Below are 20,785 nucleotides of genomic sequence, written 5' to 3'. Positions count from 1 at the left end.
GTCAGCTCGGTCCGGCCTTGTAACCGACGCCACGGACGGTCACCACGATCTCCGGCCGCTCCGGGTCCTTCTCGACTTTGGAGCGCAGCCGCTGTACATGCACGTTGACCAGGCGGGTGTCCGCCGCGTGCCGGTAGCCCCAGACCTGCTCGAGCAGGACCTCACGCGTGAACACCTGCCACGGCTTGCGGGCCAGCGCCACCAGCAGATCGAACTCCAGCGGCGTCAGCGCGATCGACTGCCCGTCCCGCTTCACGGAGTGACCCGCCACATCGATGACCAGGTCACCTATGCCGAGCTGCTCGGGCGCCGGCTCCTCGGACCTCCGCAGCCGCGCCCGGATACGGGCCACCAGCTCCTTTGGCTTGAACGGCTTCACGATGTAGTCGTCCGCGCCCGACTCCAGGCCCACCACGACATCGACGGTGTCGCTCTTGGCCGTGAGCATCACGATCGGCACCCCGGACTCCGCCCTGATCAGGCGGCACACCTCGATACCGTCCCGGCCGGGCAGCATCAGGTCCAGGAGCACAAGATCGGGCTTGGACTCACGGAAAGCGGCCAGCGCCTTGTCGCCGTCGGCTACAAAAGACGGCTCAAAACCTTCACCACGCAACACAATGCCGAGCATCTCGGCCAGTGCGGTGTCGTCATCGACGACAAGGACTCGTCCCTTCATAAACGACATCATCCCATTAGCTAATCGTTACCTGGCGTGACCTGGCACACAGCTCGGCGAGCGCCGATGCCGTGACGGGCGAGACGGCGCCCTCTTCGGTGACGATCGCCGTCACCAGCTCGGGCGGCGTCACGTCGAACGCCGGGTTGTACGCCTGGGTCCCCAGTGGTGCCACCGGTATCCCGCCTCCTGCTTCCGCTCCCGCCACCGGCACCTGGGGTGCTGTGACCTCGGTCACTTCATGACCGGCACGCTGTTCGACCTCGATGGATGCCCCGTCCGGGGTGTCCGGATCCACCGTCGTCACCGGCGCCACCACAATGAACGGCACATGGTGATACCTGGCAAGGACCGCGAGCGGATAGCTCCCCACCTTGTTCGCCACCGAACCGTCGGCCGCGATGCGATCGGCCCCGATCAGCACCGCGTCCACTTCCCCCGCCGCGAACAGCGAGCCGGCCGCGTTGTCCGTGAGCAAGGTGTACGCCATCCCGTTGCGCGCCGCCTCGTACGCCGTCAGACGAGCACCTTGCAGCAAAGGCCGCGTTTCGTCCACCCACAGCCTGCGCAGCCGCCCCTCCCGGTGCGCCGCCAACGCCACCGCGAACGCCGTTCCCTCACCCCCGGACACCAGCGCCCCGGTGTTGCAGTGCGTCAGCAGCCGGTGCCCACCGCCCGGCAGCAGCTCGTCGAGCAGCGCAAGGCCGTGCTCAGCCATCCGCGCGCTCGCCTCGGCGTCCTCCCGGTGCAGCGCCCGCGCCGCCTGGAGTGCCGCCGCCGCGGCCCGCTCCGGATCACCGCCCCCGGCGAGCGCGTCCCGGTACGCGGCCCGGGCCCGGCGCACGCCGACAGCGAGGTTCACCGCGGTCGGCCGGGCGCCGGACAGCGCCTGGGCGGCCTCGTCCACGTCGAAGCCGCGCGCGGCGGCGAGCGCGACGCCGTACGCCCCGGCGATCCCGAGCAGCGGTGCCCCGCGCACGGCGAGCGTGCGAATCGCCTCCACCAGCGCCGGCGCGTCCGTGCACACCAGCTCGACCTCCTCGGCCGGCAGCCTTGTCTGGTCGAGAAGGACCAGCACAGGTCCCTCGGGCGGTTCGTCCCAACGAATCGCCGGTATCTCCGTCGGCCGGTTGTCCTCGCCTGATTGCGCGTACTGATCAGCCATGCGGTCAGTCTGCCCCGTATCCGGCGGACAATTGAAGGTGTGCAGCCCACCCGGCCCCCGGTCCCTCGACGGGCCCACCGTGGCACGATGGCTGCCAACCCGCCGCCGCGACCGCGGACCACGGGCAGCGTGAAGGAGCGACGATGAAAGACACTCCGGGCTGGGCCTCGCCCGGATCTGCCTCCTCCGACGGGCAGGAGCCGGACGCCTCCGGCGCCGCGCAGCCCCCGGAGCAGCCCTCGGACCAGAGCGGCGCGGACCAGTCGCAGCCGCCCTCGAACTGGTCCAAGGAGCAGCCCCCGCCCGGGCAGTGGACCGCTCCCCACCCCCAGGGCCCGGGCCAGGCCCCGCCACCACCACCGCCCGGCCCGGGATGGGGCGGCCGGCATCCCGGCGGCCCGGGAGGTCACGGCGGCCAGAGCGGTGCCTGGGGCGGACCCGGCTACGGAGGTCCGGGGGGACCGGCCGGCTGGGGCGGCAACTGGGGCGGCCCGCCGCCCGCGGCCAAGCCCGGCGTGATCCCGCTGCGCCCGCTCGGCGTCGGCGAGATCCTCGACGGCGCGGTCTCCACCATGCGCATGTACTGGCGCACGGTCCTCGGCATCTCGCTGGCCGTCGCCGTCTTCACGCAGATCCTCGTCATCCTGCTCCAGGGGCTCGTCCTGGACGACAGCGCCGGCACGGACACCCTCAACGACCCGAGCGCCACCGTCAGCGAGCTCAGCCGCGCCATGGGCGAGGCCCTGCTGAACTCCGGCGTCGTCCTCCTGATCACCCTCCTCGGCACCATCGTCGCGACCGCCCTGCTCACGACCGTGACCAGCCGGGCGGTGCTCGGCAAGTCGGTGACGACCGCCGAGGCCTGGCGCGACGCGCGGCCCCAGCTGCTGAAGTTGTTCGGCCTGACCTTCCTGCTGCCGCTCATCGGCCTCGCCATCATCGCCGTCGGCGCACTGCCCGGGGTACTCGTCGTCCTCGCCGGCGCGACGGACGCGGGCGCCTCGCTGGCCGTCCTCGGTGGCCTCGCCGCGGCGGTGTGCGCGCTCTGGGTGATGATCCGCTTCTCGCTCGCCTCGCCCGCCCTGATGCTCGAGAGGCAGAGCATCCGGAAGTCGATGAGCCGCTCCGCGAAACTCGTGCGCGGCTCGTGGTGGCGCGTCTTCGGCATCCAGCTGCTCGCCACGATCATCGCCAACATCGTCGCGTCGATCGTCGTGATCCCGTTCGCCTTCCTGGCCGCCGCGCTGAGCGGCGACGGCATCTCCGGCATCCTCACCAGCGGCACCGGCGGCCTCGGCTGGACGTTCCTCATCGTGAGCGGGGTCGGCTCGGTGATCGGTGCCATGCTCACGTTCCCCATCACCGCGGGCGTGACCGTGCTGCTCTACATCGACCAGCGCATCCGCCGCGAAGCCCTCGACCTCGACCTGGCCCGCGCCGCCGGCGTCCAGGACTACGGCTCCACCGCCCCCGGCACCACTGCGGGGAGCTGATGCGGTGAGCCTGGCGGGGGGAGTTCTCACAGCGGTGCCGGCCCTGCCGCGCGCAGCCGGAACAGTCGTACGCACGCTGTTGCCCTCCGGCGACGAACCACCGGTGACGATCCCGCGCGATCCCGCGCGGGAGGCCGCCCGGCGGGAACTGTCGAAGCGGATGTACCACAAGAACGATCCCAGCCTGTTCGAACGTGCCCTGAACGCCTTCTGGGACTGGGTCGACCGCCTGTTCAACGCCGCGTCCACCGCGACACCGGGCGGCGCACTCGGCCTCCTCGTCATCGTGCTTGCCGTGCTGGCGGTCGGCGGCGCCCTGTGGTGGCGCCTGGGCACCCCGGGCAGGGCCCCGCTCCCGGCGGCCGCGCTGTTCGAGGACCGCCCCCGCAGCGCCGCCGAACACCGCGCGGCCGCCGAGGCCCACGCCGCCCAGGGCCACTGGAACCAGGCCGTCCAGGAGCGCATGCGTGCCGTTGTCCGATCCCTGGAGGAACGCGCCCTCCTCGACGTGCGCCCGGGCCGCACCGCCGACGAGGCGGCCTCGGAAGCGGGCCGTACGCTTCCCGTCCACGCCGAGCGACTGCGCGCCGCGGCCCGGGACTTCGACGACGTCACATACGGCGGACGGGCCGCGGGAGAAGGAACGTACCAGCGCCTCGCCGCCCTCGACGCCGACGTGGACCGGACCCGGCCCGTGCTCATGAGCAACGCCCACAGCACGGCCCACAGCGCCCGCCAGGGAGCCGCCGAATGACCGCCGAGGCCGCGCTTCCGTCCACCTCGGCCTCCGCCACCGCCCGCCAGGTGTGGACCCGCGCGCGCGGTGTCGTGCTCGCCCTCGTGATCCTCCTGGCGGCCGCCGTCGCGATCGCCGCGATCCGCTCCGGGGACCAGCACGGCCGCCTCGACCCACGCTCCGCCGACCCCTACGGCAGCCGTGCCGTCGCCGAACTCCTCGCCGACCGGGGCGTCTCCACGCGCGTGGTCACCACACTCAGCGAGGCACGCACCGCCGCCGGCCCCGGCACGACCCTCCTGATCGCGGTCCCGGATCTGCTGACGCACCGCCAACAGTCCCTCCTGTACGCGGCGACGGAGAGCTCCGGCGGCCGTACGGTCCTCATCGCCGCCAAGTCCCCCTCGATCGGCACCCTCGCCCCGGGCGTCACCGCCGACCCCGCCCTCAGCTTCGATTCGAAGCTCACCCCCGGCTGCGGACTGCCGGCCGCCCGCCGCGCGGGCGCCGCCGACACGGGCGGCATCCGCTACACCACGAGCGTCTCCCACGCCGACTCGTGCTACCCCAGCGACGGTCTGCCCACCCTCGTACGCGTACCGGCCGCGTCCGGGAACGGCGACACCGTCGTGCTCGGCGCTCCCGACATCCTCTACAACGACCGCCTCGACGAGCAGGGCAACGCCTCGCTCGCCCTCCAACTGCTCGGCTCCCGCTCCCACCTGGTCTGGTACCTCCTCTCGCTCTCCGACGACTCGGCCACCGACACGGGCGACCGCACCTTCATGGACCTGCTCCCCTCGGGCTGGCTGTGGGGCACACTGCAGCTCTTCATCGCGGCAGCGCTGGCCGCCCTCTGGCGGGCACGCCGACTCGGCCCCCTCGTACCCGAACGGCTCCCCGTGGCGATCCGCGCCTCCGAAACCGTCGAAGGCCGCGCCCGCCTCTACCGCAAAGCCAACGCCCGCGACCGCGCGGCCGCTGCTCTGCGCTCCACCACCCGCACTCGCCTCGCCCCCCTCGTAGGCGTCCCCGTCGCCCAGGCGCACGCGCCCGAAGCCCTGCTCCCCGCCCTGTCCGCCCACCTCCGCGACGACGGACAGGCCCTGCACGCCCTGCTCTTCGGGCCGCCGCCCCGCGACGACGCGGCCCTGATCGCACTCGCCGACCAACTCGACGCCCTCGAAAGAGAGGTACGCCGTCCATGATGGCCCCGACCACTGACAACGCCGGGTTCGCCGGGGATGCGGGCACCGCCCGCTCCTCCCTGGAGGCCCTGCGCACCGAGATCGCCAAAGCCGTGGTCGGCCAGGACCCCGCCGTGACCGGCCTCGTCGTCGCCCTCCTCTGCCGCGGACACGTTCTCCTCGAAGGAGTCCCCGGAGTCGCCAAGACGCTGCTCGTCCGCGCCCTCGCATCCGCGCTCGAACTGGAGACCAAACGCGTCCAGTTCACCCCCGACCTGATGCCGAGTGACATCACCGGCTCCCTCGTCTACGACGCCCGCACCGCCGAGTTCTCCTTCCAGCCCGGCCCGGTCTTCACCAACCTCCTGCTCGCCGACGAGATCAACCGGACCCCGCCGAAGACCCAGTCGTCCCTCCTCGAAGCGATGGAGGAACGCCAGGTCACGGTCGACGGCACTCCGCGCCCGCTCCCGGAACCGTTCCTGGTGGCAGCGACGCAGAACCCGGTCGAGTACGAGGGCACGTACCCCCTCCCCGAAGCCCAACTGGACCGCTTCCTCCTCAAACTGACGATCCCTCTCCCTTCCCGCCAGGATGAGATCGACGTCCTCACGCGCCACGCCGAGGGTTTCAACCCGCGCGACCTGCGCGCCGCCGGCGTACGCCCCGTGGCGGGCCCGGCCGATCTGGAGGCCGCCCGCGCCGCAGTCGCCAAGACGGCCGTCTCCCCCGAAATCACCGGCTACGTAGTGGACATCTGCCGCGCCACCCGCGAATCCCCGTCCCTCACCCTCGGTGTGTCGCCGCGCGGCGCAACGGCGCTGCTGGCCACCTCCCGAGCCTGGGCCTGGCTGACCGGCCGCGACTACGTGATCCCCGACGATGTGAAAGCCCTGGCCCTCCCCACGCTCCGGCATCGCATCCAACTCCGCCCGGAGGCCGAGATGGAGGGCGTGACGGCCGACTCGGTCATCAACGCGATCCTCGCCCACGTTCCCGTCCCCCGCTGATGGCACTCACGGGACGCGCCGCCCTGCTGGCGGCTCTCGGCACCCTCCCCGTAGGCATCTGGGAACCCAGCTGGGCCGGCATCCTCGCCGTCAACGCTCCCCTGGCACTGGGCTGCGCCTGCGACTTCGCGCTGGCCGCCCCCGTACGCCGCTTGGGCCTCACCCGCTCCGGCGACACATCCGTACGTCTCGGTGAAACGGTCGACGTGACGCTCACCGTCACGAACCCTTCGGGCCGCCCTTTGCGCGCCCGTCTGCGCGACGCCTGGCCGCCGAGCAGTTGGGAGCCGGGTACCGAAGTAGCCGCGTCCCGGCACCGCCTGACGGTCCCTCCGGGCGAACGCCGCCGTCTGACGACCCGGCTGCGCCCCACCCGCCGTGGCGACCGCCAGGCGGCCCGCGTCACCATCCGCTCATACGGCCCGCTCGGCCTGTTCTCCCGTCAGGGGAGCCACAAAGTCCCCTGGACGGTACGAGTCCTGCCGCCCTTCACGAGCCGCAAGCATCTCCCTTCCAAGCTGGCGCGCCTACGCGAACTCGACGGCCGCACCAGCGTGCTGATCCGCGGTCAGGGCACGGAGTTCGACAGCCTCCGCGAGTACGTTCCTGGTGACGACACCCGCTCGATCGACTGGCGGGCGACAGCCCGCCAGTCGACGGTCGCCGTGCGCACCTGGCGTCCCGAACGTGACCGCCACATCCTTCTGGCCCTCGACACGGGCCGCACCTCGGCCGGCCGAGTCGGCGACGCGCCGCGCCTGGATGCTTCCATGGACGCGGCCCTCCTCCTCGCGGCCCTGGCCTCCCGGGCCGGCGACCGCGTGGACCTCCTCGCCTACGACCGCCGGGTACGCGCCCTGGTCCAGGGCCGCGCGGCACGCGACGTCCTCCCGTCCCTGGTCAACGCAATGGCGACACTGGAACCGGAGCTCATTGAAACGGACGCGCGCGGACTTACGGCGACCGCACTGCGGACGGCCCCGCGCCGCTCCCTGATCGTCCTGTTGACCAGCCTCGACGCAGCCCCCATCGAGGAGGGGCTCCTCCCGGTGCTGCCCAGGCTCACCCAGCGCCATACGGTCCTGGTCGCATCGGTGGCGGACCCGTACATCGCCCACATGGCGACGGCACGCGGCAACACGGACGCGGTCTACGAGGCTGCCGCCGCGGCTCAGGCTCAGACGGACCGCCATCGCACGGCCGAACAACTGCGCCGTCACGGAGTCACGGTCGTCGACGCGACTCCGGACGACCTCGCACCTGCCCTGGCCGACGCGTATCTGGCACTGAAGGCCGCCGGCCGCCTATGACGCCGCACAGAGACAGGAAGGCCTTTTGAATGAGGCTCGCCTCTCTCTGAACGACCCGGGAAAACAGAAAACCCCCGCACCGGGAATCCCGGGCGGGGGTTTTCTATAAAATTTGTTCGGCGGCGTCCTACTCTCCCACAGGGTCCCCCCTGCAGTACCATCGGCGCTGTAAGGCTTAGCTTCCGGGTTCGGAATGTAACCGGGCGTTTCCCTCACGCTATGACCACCGAAACACTATGAAACTGTCAACCGCACCATCCCGTGACCATGGAATGGGGTTGTTCGTGGTTTCAGAACCAACACAGTGGACGCGAGCAACTGAGGACAAGCCCTCGGCCTATTAGTACCAGTCACCTCCAGCGGTTACCCGCCTTCCAGATCTGGCCTATCAACCCAGTCGTCTACTGGGAGCCTTACCCTCTCAAGGAGGTGGGAATACTCATCTCGAAGCAGGCTTCCCGCTTAGATGCTTTCAGCGGTTATCCCTCCCGAACGTAGCCAACCAGCCATGCCCTTGGCAGGACAACTGGCACACCAGAGGTTCGTCCGTCCCGGTCCTCTCGTACTAGGGACAGCCCTTCTCAATATTCCTGCGCGCGCAGCGGATAGGGACCGAACTGTCTCACGACGTTCTAAACCCAGCTCGCGTACCGCTTTAATGGGCGAACAGCCCAACCCTTGGGACCGACTCCAGCCCCAGGATGCGACGAGCCGACATCGAGGTGCCAAACCATCCCGTCGATATGGACTCTTGGGGAAGATCAGCCTGTTATCCCCGGGGTACCTTTTATCCGTTGAGCGACGGCGCTTCCACAAGCCACCGCCGGATCACTAGTCCCGACTTTCGTCCCTGCTCGACCCGTCGGTCTCACAGTCAAGCTCCCTTGTGCACTTACACTCAACACCTGATTGCCAACCAGGCTGAGGGAACCTTTGGGCGCCTCCGTTACTCTTTAGGAGGCAACCGCCCCAGTTAAACTACCCATCAGACACTGTCCCTGATCCGGATCACGGACCCAGGTTAGACATCCAGCACGACCAGACTGGTATTTCAACGACGACTCCACCCACACTGGCGTGCGGGCTTCAAAGTCTCCCAGCTATCCTACACAAGCCGAACCGAACACCAATATCAAACTGTAGTAAAGGTCCCGGGGTCTTTCCGTCCTGCTGCGCGAAACGAGCATCTTTACTCGTAGTGCAATTTCACCGGGCCTATGGTTGAGACAGTCGAGAAGTCGTTACGCCATTCGTGCAGGTCGGAACTTACCCGACAAGGAATTTCGCTACCTTAGGATGGTTATAGTTACCACCGCCGTTTACTGGCGCTTAAGTTCTCAGCTTCGCCAAACCGAAGTTTGACTAACCGGTCCCCTTAACGTTCCAGCACCGGGCAGGCGTCAGTCCGTATACATCGCCTTACGGCTTCGCACGGACCTGTGTTTTTAGTAAACAGTCGCTTCTCGCTGGTCTCTGCGGCCACCCCCAGCTCACCAAGTAAATTGGATCACCAGTGATGGCCCCCCTTCTCCCGAAGTTACGGGGGCATTTTGCCGAGTTCCTTAACCATAGTTCACCCGAACGCCTCGGTATTCTCTACCTGACCACCTGAGTCGGTTTAGGGTACGGGCCGCCATGAAACTCGCTAGAGGCTTTTCTCGACAGCATAGGATCATCCACTTCACCACAATCGGCTCGGCATCAGGTCTCAGCCTTAATGCGCGACGGATTTACCTATCGCACGGCCTACACCCTTACCCCGGGACAACCACCGCCCGGGATGGACTACCTTCCTGCGTCACCCCATCACTCACCTACTACCACCTTGGGTCAGCGGCTCCACCACTCCCCTTTGCCCGAAGGCTCCAGGGCGGCTTCACGGCCTTAGCATTAATGGGCTCGATGTTTGACGCTTCACAGCGGGTACCGGAATATCAACCGGTTATCCATCGACTACGCCTGTCGGCCTCGCCTTAGGTCCCGACTTACCCTGGGCAGATCAGCTTGACCCAGGAACCCTTAGTCAATCGGCGCACACGTTTCTCACGTGTGTATCGCTACTCATGCCTGCATTCTCACTCGTGAACCGTCCACCACTGCCTTCCGGCGCGGCTTCACCCGGCACACGACGCTCCCCTACCCATCCATACAGGCGTTGGCCCTATTGTATGAATGACACGACTTCGGCGGTACGCTTGAGCCCCGCTACATTGTCGGCGCGGAATCACTAGACCAGTGAGCTATTACGCACTCTTTCAAGGGTGGCTGCTTCTAAGCCAACCTCCTGGTTGTCTGTGCGACTCCACATCCTTTCCCACTTAGCGTACGCTTAGGGGCCTTAGTCGATGCTCTGGGCTGTTTCCCTCTCGACCATGGAGCTTATCCCCCACAGTCTCACTGCCGCGCTCTCACTTACCGGCATTCGGAGTTTGGCTAAGGTCAGTAACCCGGTAGGGCCCATCGCCTATCCAGTGCTCTACCTCCGGCAAGAAACACACGACGCTGCACCTAAATGCATTTCGGGGAGAACCAGCTATCACGGAGTTTGATTGGCCTTTCACCCCTAACCACAGGTCATCCCCCAGGTTTTCAACCCTGGTGGGTTCGGTCCTCCACGAAGTCTTACCTCCGCTTCAACCTGCCCATGGCTAGATCACTCCGCTTCGGGTCTTGAGCGCGCTACTAAATCGCCCTATTCGGACTCGCTTTCGCTACGGCTTCCCCACACGGGTTAACCTCGCAACACACCGCAAACTCGCAGGCTCATTCTTCAAAAGGCACGCAGTCACGACGCACCGAGTAAACTCGATGCGCGACGCTCCCACGGCTTGTAGGCACACGGTTTCAGGTACTATTTCACTCCGCTCCCGCGGTACTTTTCACCATTCCCTCACGGTACTATCCGCTATCGGTCACCAGGGAATATTTAGGCTTAGCGGGTGGTCCCGCCAGATTCACACGGGATTTCTCGGGCCCCGTGCTACTTGGGTGTCTCTCAAACGAGCCGCTGATGTTTCGACTACGGGGGTCTTACCCTCTACGCCGGACCTTTCGCATGTCCTTCGCCTACATCAACGGTTTCTGACTCGTCTCACGGCCGGCAGACCGTAAAAGAGAGATCCCACAACCCCGTATACGCAACCCCTGCCGGGTCTCACACGCATACGGTTTGGCCTCATCCAGTTTCGCTCGCCACTACTCCCGGAATCACGGTTGTTTTCTCTTCCTGCGGGTACTGAGATGTTTCACTTCCCCGCGTTCCCTCCACATACCCTATGTGTTCAGGTATGGGTGACAGCCCATGACGACTGCCGGGTTTCCCCATTCGGAAACCCCCGGATCAAAGCCTGGTTGACGGCTCCCCGGGGACTATCGTGGCCTCCCACGTCCTTCATCGGTTCCTGGTGCCAAGGCATCCACCGTGCGCCCTTAAAAACTTGGCCACAGATGCTCGCGTCCACTGTGCAGTTCTCAAACAACGACCAACCACCCGTCACAACCCGCCGAAGCAGATCTTTACCGGGGCCGGCACTGAAGGCAGCCACAATCGGCCGTACCCTCAGACACCCAACAGCGTGCCCGACACCCTCGCCCTCCCATGTTCGCTTTCCACGCCGAAGCAGTACTTGCCAACCTGAGCAGGTCGAGTGTGCCGAATAATCAACGTTCCACCCTTGAGCAACCAGCATCAGACAGTCGCTGATGTACTGGCCTCTGACCTCACCCCGAAGGGATCGGTAAGAAGTGCTCCTTAGAAAGGAGGTGATCCAGCCGCACCTTCCGGTACGGCTACCTTGTTACGACTTCGTCCCAATCGCCAGTCCCACCTTCGACAGCTCCCTCCCACAAGGGGTTGGGCCACCGGCTTCGGGTGTTACCGACTTTCGTGACGTGACGGGCGGTGTGTACAAGGCCCGGGAACGTATTCACCGCAGCAATGCTGATCTGCGATTACTAGCAACTCCAACTTCATGGGGTCGAGTTGCAGACCCCAATCCGAACTGAGACCGACTTTTTGAGATTCGCTCCACCTTGCGGTATCGCAGCTCATTGTATCGGCCATTGTAGCACGTGTGCAGCCCAAGACATAAGGGGCATGATGACTTGACGTCGTCCCCACCTTCCTCCGAGTTGACCCCGGCGGTCTCCTGTGAGTCCCCATCACCCCGAAGGGCATGCTGGCAACACAGAACAAGGGTTGCGCTCGTTGCGGGACTTAACCCAACATCTCACGACACGAGCTGACGACAGCCATGCACCACCTGTACACCGACCACAAGGGGGGCACTATCTCTAATGCTTTCCGGTGTATGTCAAGCCTTGGTAAGGTTCTTCGCGTTGCGTCGAATTAAGCCACATGCTCCGCTGCTTGTGCGGGCCCCCGTCAATTCCTTTGAGTTTTAGCCTTGCGGCCGTACTCCCCAGGCGGGGAACTTAATGCGTTAGCTGCGGCACCGACGACGTGGAATGTCGCCAACACCTAGTTCCCACCGTTTACGGCGTGGACTACCAGGGTATCTAATCCTGTTCGCTCCCCACGCTTTCGCTCCTCAGCGTCAGTAATGGCCCAGAGATCCGCCTTCGCCACCGGTGTTCCTCCTGATATCTGCGCATTTCACCGCTACACCAGGAATTCCGATCTCCCCTACCACACTCTAGCTAGCCCGTATCGAATGCAGACCCGGGGTTAAGCCCCGGGCTTTCACACCCGACGTGACAAGCCGCCTACGAGCTCTTTACGCCCAATAATTCCGGACAACGCTTGCGCCCTACGTATTACCGCGGCTGCTGGCACGTAGTTAGCCGGCGCTTCTTCTGCAGGTACCGTCACTTTCGCTTCTTCCCTGCTGAAAGAGGTTTACAACCCGAAGGCCGTCATCCCTCACGCGGCGTCGCTGCATCAGGCTTTCGCCCATTGTGCAATATTCCCCACTGCTGCCTCCCGTAGGAGTCTGGGCCGTGTCTCAGTCCCAGTGTGGCCGGTCGCCCTCTCAGGCCGGCTACCCGTCGTCGCCTTGGTGAGCCACTACCTCACCAACAAGCTGATAGGCCGCGGGCTCATCCTGCACCGCCGGAGCTTTTAACCCTCACAGATGCCTGCGAGAGTATTATCCGGTATTAGACCCCGTTTCCAGGGCTTGTCCCAGAGTGCAGGGCAGATTGCCCACGTGTTACTCACCCGTTCGCCACTAATCCACCCCGAAGGGCTTCATCGTTCGACTTGCATGTGTTAAGCACGCCGCCAGCGTTCGTCCTGAGCCAGGATCAAACTCTCCGTGAATGTTTTCCCGTAATCGGGACGACACCACGAGAGCGGAACGGCCGGGCGGAATAAGCCCAGCCGTTCACAGCGTCCTCGCTGTGCGCCTACCGAACAACGTCGGCAGGACTTTTTCAAAGGAACCTCGTCCCAGCCGATCGGCCGGAGACGGGGTATCAACATATCTGGCGTTGATTTTTGGCACGCTGTTGAGTTCTCAAGGAACGGACGCTTCCTTTGTACTCACCCGAGAGACTCTCTCAGGCTTTCCTCCGGGCGCTTCCCTTCGGTCTTGCGTTTCCGACTCTATCAGACCGTTTTCCGATCCGATTTCCTCGGCGCTTTCCAGGTTTCCGCTTTCGCGTTTCCCTTTCCGGCGGTTCCGACTTTATCAGAAGTTCTGGGCCGGATTTACCGGCTTCCATTTCCGAATCATCGGGAGTGGCTTCTCGGAAATCAATGTTCTCCGGAAGCAAGCAGACTCTAACCGATGCCACCGGACGTGTCCAGTTCTAGGCAACTGTTCAAATCTACCTCCTCGCCTGAGCCGTGTCAACGGCTCCTGCGGGGCGAACAGGAGACTAGCAGGTCAACGGAGGGCAACGCACATCGGCGCAGCGCTCGCACCTCACGCGGCCGTCGGAACGGTCGCGCTGCGCTCCGCCGCCTCGATGTCACCGGTGTCGCCGGCTCGTGTCGCGCGGCCTCCCAGGACATAGACGTACGTCAGAAACGCCAGTTCAGCGGCGATGCCTATGCCTATTCGAGCCCAGGTCGGCAGGCCCGACGGAGTGACGAAGCCTTCGATGGCGCCGGAGACGAAGAGGACCAGGGCGAGACCTACGGCCATGCCCAGGGCGGCGCGGCCTTCTTCCGCGAGTGCGGTGCGGCGGGAGCGGGGGCCGGGGTCGATGAGGGTCCAACCAAGGCGCAGGCCTGTGCCGGCGGCTACGAAGACGGCCGTCAGTTCCAGAAGGCCGTGCGGGAGAACGAGACCCAGGAAGGTGTCGAGGCGGCCCGCCGAGGACATCAGGCCGAGGCCCACACCCAGGTTGAGCATGTTCTGGAACAGGATCCAGAGGACGGGAAGGCCCAGGAAGATGCCCAGAACCAGGCACATCGCGGCAGCCTGAGCATTGTTCGTCCACACCTGGGCCGCGAAGGACGCGGCGGGGTGGCTGGAGTAGTACGTCTCGTACTCGCCGCCGGGGCGGGTGAGAGCGCGCAGTTCGCTGGGGGCCGCGATCGAGGACTGGACCTCGGGGTGTGTGCCGATCCACCACCCCAGGAGGACCGCTGTCACCGTGGAGAGCAACGCGGTGGGAACCCACCAGTGGCGCGCTCGGTAGACCGCGGCGGGGAATCCGTACGCAAGGAAGCGTGTGACATCACGCCAAGAGGCCCGGCGGGTCCCTGTCACCGCACTGCGCGCGCGTGCCACGAGTTGGCTGAGACGGCCCGTGAGCTGGGGGTCCGGGGCGCTGGACTGGATGACGGAGAGGTGCGTCGCGGTCCGCTGGTAGAGGGCGACGAGTTCGTCGGCCTCCGCTCCGGTGAGCCGACGTCGGCGGCGCAGCAGGTCATCCAGACGGTCCCACTCGGCACGGTGGGCGGACACATAGACGTCGAGGTCCATGGGATGTACTGCTCCTCGTCCTCTCGTACTGCGTGTCAGCTTGTCGTACTGCGGCGCGATGTGCCCTCAGCTTGGCAGACTGGCGGTTCACGGGGCGGGGCAGGGAAGGACGGCAAGCGTGAGTGAGCTAGTGACAGGCGAGGCGGTGGCGCTGGAGCTGCGCCCCGCGAAGCTGCCGAGCCGGGCGCTGGCCGTGTTGCTCGACCTGACCGTGGCGGTGCTCGCCTATGTCCTCGTGACCATCGCCTTGGTGGCTTCGACGGCCGGGCTGGATGAGGCGGCGCGGTTCGCGGTGTCGGCCGCGGCTTTTGTGCTGGTGCTGGTGGGCGGGCCGATCGCGGTGGAGACGCTCAGCCATGGGCGCTCGCTCGGGAAGCTGGCCTGTGGGCTGCGGGTGGTGCGCGACGACGGTGGGCCGATCCGGTTCCGGCATGCGCTGGTGCGGGGCGCGGTCGGGGTGATCGAGATTCTGATGACGTTCGGGATCGTCGCGTGCATCGCCTCCCTCGTGTCGGCGCGAGGACGACGGCTCGGCGATGTCTTCGCGGGGACGTTGGTCGTACGGGAGCGGGTGCCGACCGGGCGTGCCGCCTTCGTGCCTCCGCCTCCCCCCTGGCTGGCCGGACGGTTCTCCGGCCTCGATCTGTCGGCGGTCCCGGACGGGCTGTGGCTCGCGATTCGTCAGTACCTGACGCGGATGCAACAGCTGGATCCGCAGGTCGGCTGGACGATGGCGGAGCGGCTCGCGGCCGATCTCGCGGCGTGCACGGGAACGCCTGCGCCTCCGGAGGTTCCGCCGGCCGCGTATCTGGCGGCCGTGGTGCAGGAACGGCAGGCGCGGGAGGCTCGGCGCGCGTTCGGCGCTGGAGCGGGCATGGGCGAAGGCGTCGCCGGAAGTGCGGCCCCGGCCGTGGGAGGGCCGGTGGCTCAGGGGCCGGGCGCAGGCCATACGGCGGGGCGACGGCTGACGGTTCCCGCTGATCCGTCCTATCCGTCGCTTTCCTCGGTCCAGCCCGCGACGCCTACGCAGCCGCAGGCACACGCTCGACCCCACGCTCCGTCCTCCGACCCGGCTCAGGACAAGCGGCCGGACCGCCCCGCCACCGGATTCGCGCCGCCCGCGTAGGCGTACGCCGGCCGAACAGGCCGGCCCGGGGCGGCGTCAGCGGCGTTGGCCGCTCACGGGCCGGTGTCGGCGATCGGGCGGGCCTTTCGGTTTCTCACGCGGATGCCGACGGCGGCGACTCGAGGTGCTCCAGCTCGATGCCGGGTGCCGCGAGCACGACGTCGCCGGAGATGTGGACAGTGTGCTGCTCCCCCGTGTCCAGGGCTGTGACCTGGTATTCGTCCACGGTCAGGGGGCCGTTGTCAGTGGCGTGTGCTTCTCTCGAGATCAAGGCCCAGGACTGGTCCACGGTGCGGGGGGCGAGGACGGGGTCCGTGAAGGCGACGAGGCGTACGCGGGTCGCGGCGGAAGAGGGGGTGAGGCGCAGGAGACGGGCGGTGGCGACGAGGAATGCCGGGGACGTGCCGGTGAAGGCGTGGGCGCGGACATTGCCTTCGGTGGCATGCGTGCCGGTGGGGTCGGTGCGGACCCAGGTGACGCCCTCGAGGGCGGCGCCGCGGACCTGCCAGCTCGCGGCGTGAAGTTCAAGGCGGATGGGGCGGCCGAGGTCGTCGAGGGCGAGGTCGACGGAGCCGGCGTGGTCGCCGGAGGGGGTGGTCAGCTGGGAGACGTAGCGCCAGCCGGAGGGGCCGGGCGCGCAGTGGAAGTGCTCTTCACCGAGGGGGGTGTGGTCGTGCGGGTCGTGAAGCGAATATCGGCCGCGGGGCATGGGGGTCCTGGGTCTTGACGGGCTGGTCCGGAAACGGGCAGGCCCCCGGCACGGGGGTGCGGGGGCCTGCCTGGGACCTGCTGCTGAAGGGTGCGTCAGTGCACGGACGCACCTACCGCATGCTGGGTTACCGACTCAGCGGCGGTATCAGTAGCGGTAGTGGTCCGACTTGAACGGGCCCTCGACCTCGACGCCGATGTACGCGGCCTGCTCGGGGCGGAGCGTCGTCAGCTTCACGCCGAGCGAGTCGAGGTGGAGGCGGGCGACCTTCTCGTCGAGGTGCTTGGGCAGCACGTAGACGTCGGTCGGGTACTCGTCGGGCTTGGTGAACAGCTCGATCTGGGCCAGGGTCTGGTCCGCGAAGGAGTTGGACATCACGAACGACGGGTGGCCGGTGGCGTTGCCCAGGTTCAGCAGGCGGCCCTCGGAGAGGACGATGAGGACCTTGCCGTCGGGGAACTTCCAGGTGTGGACCTGCGGCTTGACCTCGTCCTTGACGATGCCCGGGATCTGCGCAAGGCCGGCCATGTCGATCTCGTTGTCGAAGTGGCCGATGTTGCCCACGATCGCCTGGTGCTTCATCTTGGCCATGTCCGAGGCCATGATGATGTCCTTGTTGCCCGTCGTGGTGACGAAGATGTCGGCCTTGTCGATGACCTCGTCGAGGGTCGTGACCTGGTAGCCGTCCATCGCCGCCTGCAGGGCGCAGATCGGGTCGATCTCGGTGACGATCACGCGGGCGCCCTGGCCGCGCAGGGACTCCGCACAGCCCTTGCCCACGTCGCCATAGCCGCAGACGACCGCGGTCTTGCCGCCGATCAGGACGTCGGTGGCGCGGTTGATGCCGTCGATCAGGGAGTGGCGGCAGCCGTACTTGTTGTCGAACTTCGACTTGGTGACGGCGTCGTTCACGTTGATCGCCGGGAACAGGAGGGTGCCGTCGCGGTGCATCTCGTACAGGCGGTGCACGCCCGTCGTGGTCTCCTCGGTCACGCCGCGGATCTCCGAGGCGAGCTGGGTCCACTTCTGCGAGCCGTCGGTGATGGTGCGGTGCAGGAGTTCGAGGATGACGCGGTGCTCGTCGGACTCCGCGGTGTCGACGGACGGAACCTTGCCGTCCTTCTCGTACTCGACGCCCTTGTGGACGAGGAGGGTGGCGTCACCGCCGTCGTCCAGGATCATGTTCGGGCCGCCGGTGGGGGTGTTCGGCCAGGTCAGGGCCTGCTCCGTGCACCACCAGTACTCCTCCAGGGTCTCGCCCTTCCAGGCGAAGACCGGGACGCCCTGCGGGTTGTCGGGCGTGCCGTTCGGGCCGACCGCGATGGCGGCCGCGGCGTGGTCCTGGGTGGAGAAGATGTTGCAGGAGGCCCAGCGGACCTCGGCGCCCAGGGCGACCAGGGTCTCGATGAGTACGGCGGTCTGCACCGTCATGTGCAGGGAGCCGGTGACGCGGGCGCCCGCGAGGGGCTGCGCCTCGGCGTACTCCTTGCGGATCGACATCAGGCCGGGCATCTCGTGCTCGGCGAGGGTGATCTCCTTGCGGCCGAACTCGGCCAGGGAGAGATCGGCGACCTTGAAGTCCTGTCGGTTGTCGACAGTCGTCATTGGGGGCTGCTCCTCGGGGTTGGGGCGAGGTGGATACGGCTGGTCTGCGCGGCGGCGCGGGCACCTCGAGTGCCCGCGGAGGACACACCAATGCCCGGTGCGTGCGTACGCGCAGCGCAGTCCGTCGGAGGCCCTCTCTCCCTCGGCCGGTCCGCTGGGGACCGCCCGACCGCCATCAGCAGCGACGTCTGGCTCGGCCTCCAAGCTACACCGGCGGCGCGGCGGGCCCCAGTCCGCGTCCGAGGACGCCCGGCGACTTCCGGCCGGTGGCCGCGCGGACGCCGGGCGGCTGCCGCAGGCCCGGGCGCGGGCGCGGGGCGTGCTCAGGATGTGCGAGTGATCGCGCGGCGGATGCGGCCGGACGGACCATGCATGGCTGAGGGGCGGAGCCGGGGGATGCCGGGTTTCGGGTGCGGCTCACTACGGCTGGGAAGGAGCGATCATCTTCGGGGTCGGCCTCGCTGTGGCCGGTCTCGATCTGGCTTGTCGCGGCCTGGGGTCGTGCGGCCGAGGGCGGCTGTGGTGCCGCCCTCGGCCGACGGACGTATGGGGGTTCGTGCCGGACGAGGGATCAGTGGGCCGTTTCAGTGCCCGGTCGGCTGCGTCGGCGCCGGTCCCCCGGGCGTCGCCTCGCGGTCCGGGCCCTTTGCCGCTTCGGCCTCGCTGTAGATGTCCGGCTCCAGGTAGATCACGCGGGCGATCGGGACCGCCTCGCGGATGCGGGCTTCGGCGGCGTTGATGGCGTGCGCGACTTCGGCGGCCGTGTCGTCGTGCTGGACTGCGATCTTCGCGGCGATCAGCAGTTCCTCGGGGCCGAGGTGGAGCGTGCGCATGTGGATGATGCCGGTGACCGTGTTGCCGTCGACGATGGCGGCCTCGATCTTCTTGACGTCGTCGACGCCCGCGGCCTCGCCCAGGAGGAGGGACTTGGTCTCGGCGGCCAGGACGAGCGCGATCAGGATGAGCAGGATGCCGATGCAGAGCGTGCCGATGCCGTCCCAGATGCCGTCGCCCGTGATCAGGGCGAGGCCGACGCCGCCGAGCGCGAGGACGAGACCGATGAGCGCGCCGAAGTCCTCCAGGAGGACGACCGGCAGCTCGGGGGCCTTGGCCCGGCGGATGAACTGCGTCCAGGACAGCTTGCCGCGCAGCTCGTTGGACTCCCTGATGGCGGTGCGGAAGGAGAAGCCCTCGGCGATGATCGCGAACACCAGGACACCCACCGGCCAGTACCAGTGCTCCAGCTCGTGCGGGTGCCGGATCTTCTCGTAGCCCTCGTAGACGGCGAACATGCCGCCGACCGAGAAGAGGACGATGGAGACGAGGAAGGCGTAGATGTAGCGCTCGCGGCCGTAGCCGAACGGGTGCTGCGGGGTCGCCTCGCGCTGGGCCTTCTTGCCGCCGAGCAGGAGCAGGAACTGGTTGCCCGAGTCGGCGAGCGAGTGCACGGCCTCCGCGAGCATCGACGACGAACCGCTGAAGAGGAACGCCACGAACTTCGATACCGCGATCGCGAGGTTGGCGCCGAGTGCCGCCACGATCGCCCTGGTGCCGCCTGACGCGCTCATGTGTTCGCCATGTCCCTTCGTACGTACGCCGTGCAGGCCTTTGCCCGTCCTTTGCCGGTGGGCCATTGTTGCAGCCCGGTCCGACAGCGGCGCGTCAGGCCGTCCGCCGGGGCAGCACTACGCGACGACCGTGGCCCGGAAGATCGTGCCGTCCCCGGACACTTCGGCCTTTTCGCCCGCCGGTACGAACACGGACTGGCCGGCGGCGAGCTGATGTTCCCCCGCCTGCACCGAACCCGCCGTGCAGAGCAGGATCTGCGGGGTCGGGCGCGTGAGGTCGTGCGGCGTCGCGCCCTCCGGGAGGACGTACCGGGACAGGCGGAACTCGTCGATGGGGGTCTCGTAGACCTCCTCACCGTCGGGGAACGCCTCCGGGCGCAGTACGCCGGGGTCGCTCGCCTCGAAGCGGACGATGCGCAGGAGTTCCGGCACGTCGACGTGCTTGGGGGTCAGGCCGCAGCGCAGGACGTTGTCGGAGTTGGCCATGATTTCGACGCCGAGGCCGTTGAGGTAGGCGTGCGGGACGCCGGCGCCCAGGAAGAGGGCCTCGCCGGGCTGTAGTTGGACGTAGTTGAGGAGCATCGCCGCGATCACGCCGGGGTCGCCGGGGTAGTGGTGGGCGATGTCGGCGTACGGGGCGTAGTCGCCGCCGAGGCGGGCGCAGGCGGCCGCGGCCTCGGTGACCGTGTGGGCCATCTCCTCGCGGTCCGCGGAGAGGACGGCCGTCAGCACCTCGCGCAGGGCGGCCTCTTCGGGGTGGGCGTGCAGCAGGTCGACGTACGGCTTGAGGGAGTCGACGTCGAGGCCCGCGAGCAGCTCGGCGGCCGCTCCGGGCGCACGGAAACCGCACAGGCCGTCGAACTCGGTGAGGGCGCAGATCAGTTCGGGCTTGTGGTTGGCGTCCTTGTAGTTGCGGTGGCCCGCGTCGATCGGGATGCCACGGTGCTCCTCGTCCTCGTACCCCTCCCTCGCCTGCTCCAGATCGGGGTGCACCTGGAGGGAGAGGGGGGCGCCCGCGGCGAGGATCTTCAGCAGGAAGGGCAGGCGGGGGCCGAACCTGGCAACCGCCGCGGGGCCCAGCTCGCGTTCGGGCGCCTCGTCGATCACCTCGTTGAGCGGGCCGCGCGCGGTGCCCGAGGGTGCGCCCGGGTGGGCGCCCATCCACATCTCCGCCTGCGGCTCACCGGTCGGCTCCACGCCGAGCAGTCCCGGGATGGCGGTGGTCGAACCCCAGGCGTAGGGGCGGACGGTGTTGTCGAGGCGGTCCATCGAAGTGTCTTCTCCGTACGTACGCTGCTCAG

The 20,785-nt window shown here is 67.4% G+C and carries 13 protein-coding genes and 3 rRNA genes; 6 read left to right on the top strand and 10 right to left on the bottom strand.

The features are described 5' to 3' along the window. Position 1: 1 nt before the first annotated feature. Together mtrA and mtnA are read right to left on the bottom strand one after the other, a co-directional pair. Entirely contained in the window at positions 2-691 is a 690-nt protein-coding gene (mtrA, locus tag GTY58_RS26460) for a two-component system response regulator MtrA (RefSeq protein ID WP_010986468.1), read from the bottom strand. Positions 692-695: 4 nt separating this feature from the next. After that, a complete protein-coding gene (gene mtnA, locus GTY58_RS26455; protein WP_010986467.1) occupies positions 696-1,844 on the bottom strand; it encodes an S-methyl-5-thioribose-1-phosphate isomerase in 1,149 nt (382 codons plus the stop codon). 143 nt (positions 1,845-1,987) lie between these two features. Here mtnA and GTY58_RS26450 point away from each other — a divergent pair, with 143 nt between their 5' ends. From GTY58_RS26450 to GTY58_RS26430, 5 genes are read left to right on the top strand one after another with little or no spacing between them, the layout of a single operon-like run. Beyond that, positions 1,988-3,337, top strand: a complete 1,350-nt coding sequence (locus GTY58_RS26450) for a glycerophosphoryl diester phosphodiesterase membrane domain-containing protein (RefSeq protein WP_010986466.1) — start codon at positions 1,988-1,990, stop codon at positions 3,335-3,337. A gap of 4 nt (positions 3,338-3,341) precedes the next feature. Beyond that, the gene (locus GTY58_RS26445) at positions 3,342-4,091 is read left to right on the top strand and encodes a DUF4129 domain-containing protein (RefSeq protein ID WP_037651649.1); all 750 of its coding nucleotides are present in this window, start codon (positions 3,342-3,344) and stop codon (positions 4,089-4,091) included. Continuing rightward, a complete protein-coding gene (locus GTY58_RS26440; protein WP_042493589.1) occupies positions 4,088-5,281 on the top strand; it encodes a DUF4350 domain-containing protein in 1,194 nt (397 codons plus the stop codon). The genes GTY58_RS26445 and GTY58_RS26440 overlap by 4 nt, the downstream gene beginning before the upstream one ends. Next, the gene (locus GTY58_RS26435; protein ID WP_107083051.1) at positions 5,281-6,270 is read left to right on the top strand and encodes a MoxR family ATPase; all 990 of its coding nucleotides are present in this window, start codon (positions 5,281-5,283) and stop codon (positions 6,268-6,270) included. The genes GTY58_RS26440 and GTY58_RS26435 overlap by 1 nt, the downstream gene beginning before the upstream one ends. Further along, on the top strand, positions 6,270-7,580 hold the full coding sequence (locus GTY58_RS26430; RefSeq protein ID WP_010986462.1) for a DUF58 domain-containing protein: 1,311 nt from the start codon (positions 6,270-6,272) through the stop codon (positions 7,578-7,580). The genes GTY58_RS26435 and GTY58_RS26430 overlap by 1 nt, the downstream gene beginning before the upstream one ends. Positions 7,581-7,694: 114 nt before the next feature. Here GTY58_RS26430 and rrf read toward each other — a convergent pair. The 4 genes from rrf to GTY58_RS26410 form a co-directional block, all read right to left on the bottom strand. Further along, positions 7,695-7,811, bottom strand: a 5S ribosomal RNA gene (rrf, locus tag GTY58_RS26425). A gap of 89 nt (positions 7,812-7,900) precedes the next feature. Beyond that, positions 7,901-11,023 (bottom strand): 23S ribosomal RNA (locus GTY58_RS26420). A gap of 312 nt (positions 11,024-11,335) precedes the next feature. Next, a 16S ribosomal RNA gene (locus tag GTY58_RS26415) occupies positions 11,336-12,861 on the bottom strand. Together the 16S, 23S and 5S rRNA genes form the textbook arrangement of a ribosomal RNA operon. A gap of 607 nt (positions 12,862-13,468) precedes the next feature. Next, positions 13,469-14,476 (bottom strand): stage II sporulation protein M, encoded by a 1,008-nt coding sequence (locus GTY58_RS26410; RefSeq protein ID WP_010986461.1) that lies wholly within the window; start codon positions 14,474-14,476, stop codon positions 13,469-13,471. 118 nt (positions 14,477-14,594) lie between these two features. Between GTY58_RS26410 and GTY58_RS26405 the strand changes: the two genes are divergently transcribed. Further along, the gene (locus GTY58_RS26405; RefSeq protein WP_010986460.1) at positions 14,595-15,602 is read left to right on the top strand and encodes an RDD family protein; all 1,008 of its coding nucleotides are present in this window, start codon (positions 14,595-14,597) and stop codon (positions 15,600-15,602) included. A 94-nt stretch (positions 15,603-15,696) separates the two neighbouring features. Here the strand turns inward: GTY58_RS26405 and GTY58_RS26400 are convergent, their stop codons facing one another. From GTY58_RS26400 to manA, 4 genes are all read right to left on the bottom strand, one after another. Next, complete coding sequence (locus GTY58_RS26400) at positions 15,697-16,311, bottom strand: hypothetical protein (RefSeq protein WP_010986459.1); 615 nt, start codon at positions 16,309-16,311, stop codon at positions 15,697-15,699. A gap of 147 nt (positions 16,312-16,458) precedes the next feature. Beyond that, positions 16,459-17,916 carry an adenosylhomocysteinase gene (ahcY, locus tag GTY58_RS26395; protein WP_010986458.1) on the bottom strand — a complete coding sequence of 486 codons (1,458 nt, stop codon included), beginning with the start codon at positions 17,914-17,916 and terminating at the stop codon, positions 16,459-16,461. 584 nt (positions 17,917-18,500) lie between these two features. Further along, on the bottom strand, positions 18,501-19,484 hold the full coding sequence (locus tag GTY58_RS26385) for a cation diffusion facilitator family transporter (protein WP_010986457.1): 984 nt from the start codon (positions 19,482-19,484) through the stop codon (positions 18,501-18,503). Between the two features lie 117 nt (positions 19,485-19,601). Beyond that, complete coding sequence (gene manA, locus GTY58_RS26380) at positions 19,602-20,753, bottom strand: mannose-6-phosphate isomerase, class I (RefSeq protein WP_010986456.1); 1,152 nt, start codon at positions 20,751-20,753, stop codon at positions 19,602-19,604. Positions 20,754-20,785 lie beyond the last annotated feature (32 nt).

The sequence above is a fragment of the Streptomyces sp. SID5469 genome (assembly GCF_009862865.1).
GTDB lineage: Bacteria > Actinomycetota > Actinomycetes > Streptomycetales > Streptomycetaceae > Streptomyces > Streptomyces avermitilis.
This window is presented reverse-complemented; position numbering and strand designations above follow the sequence as displayed.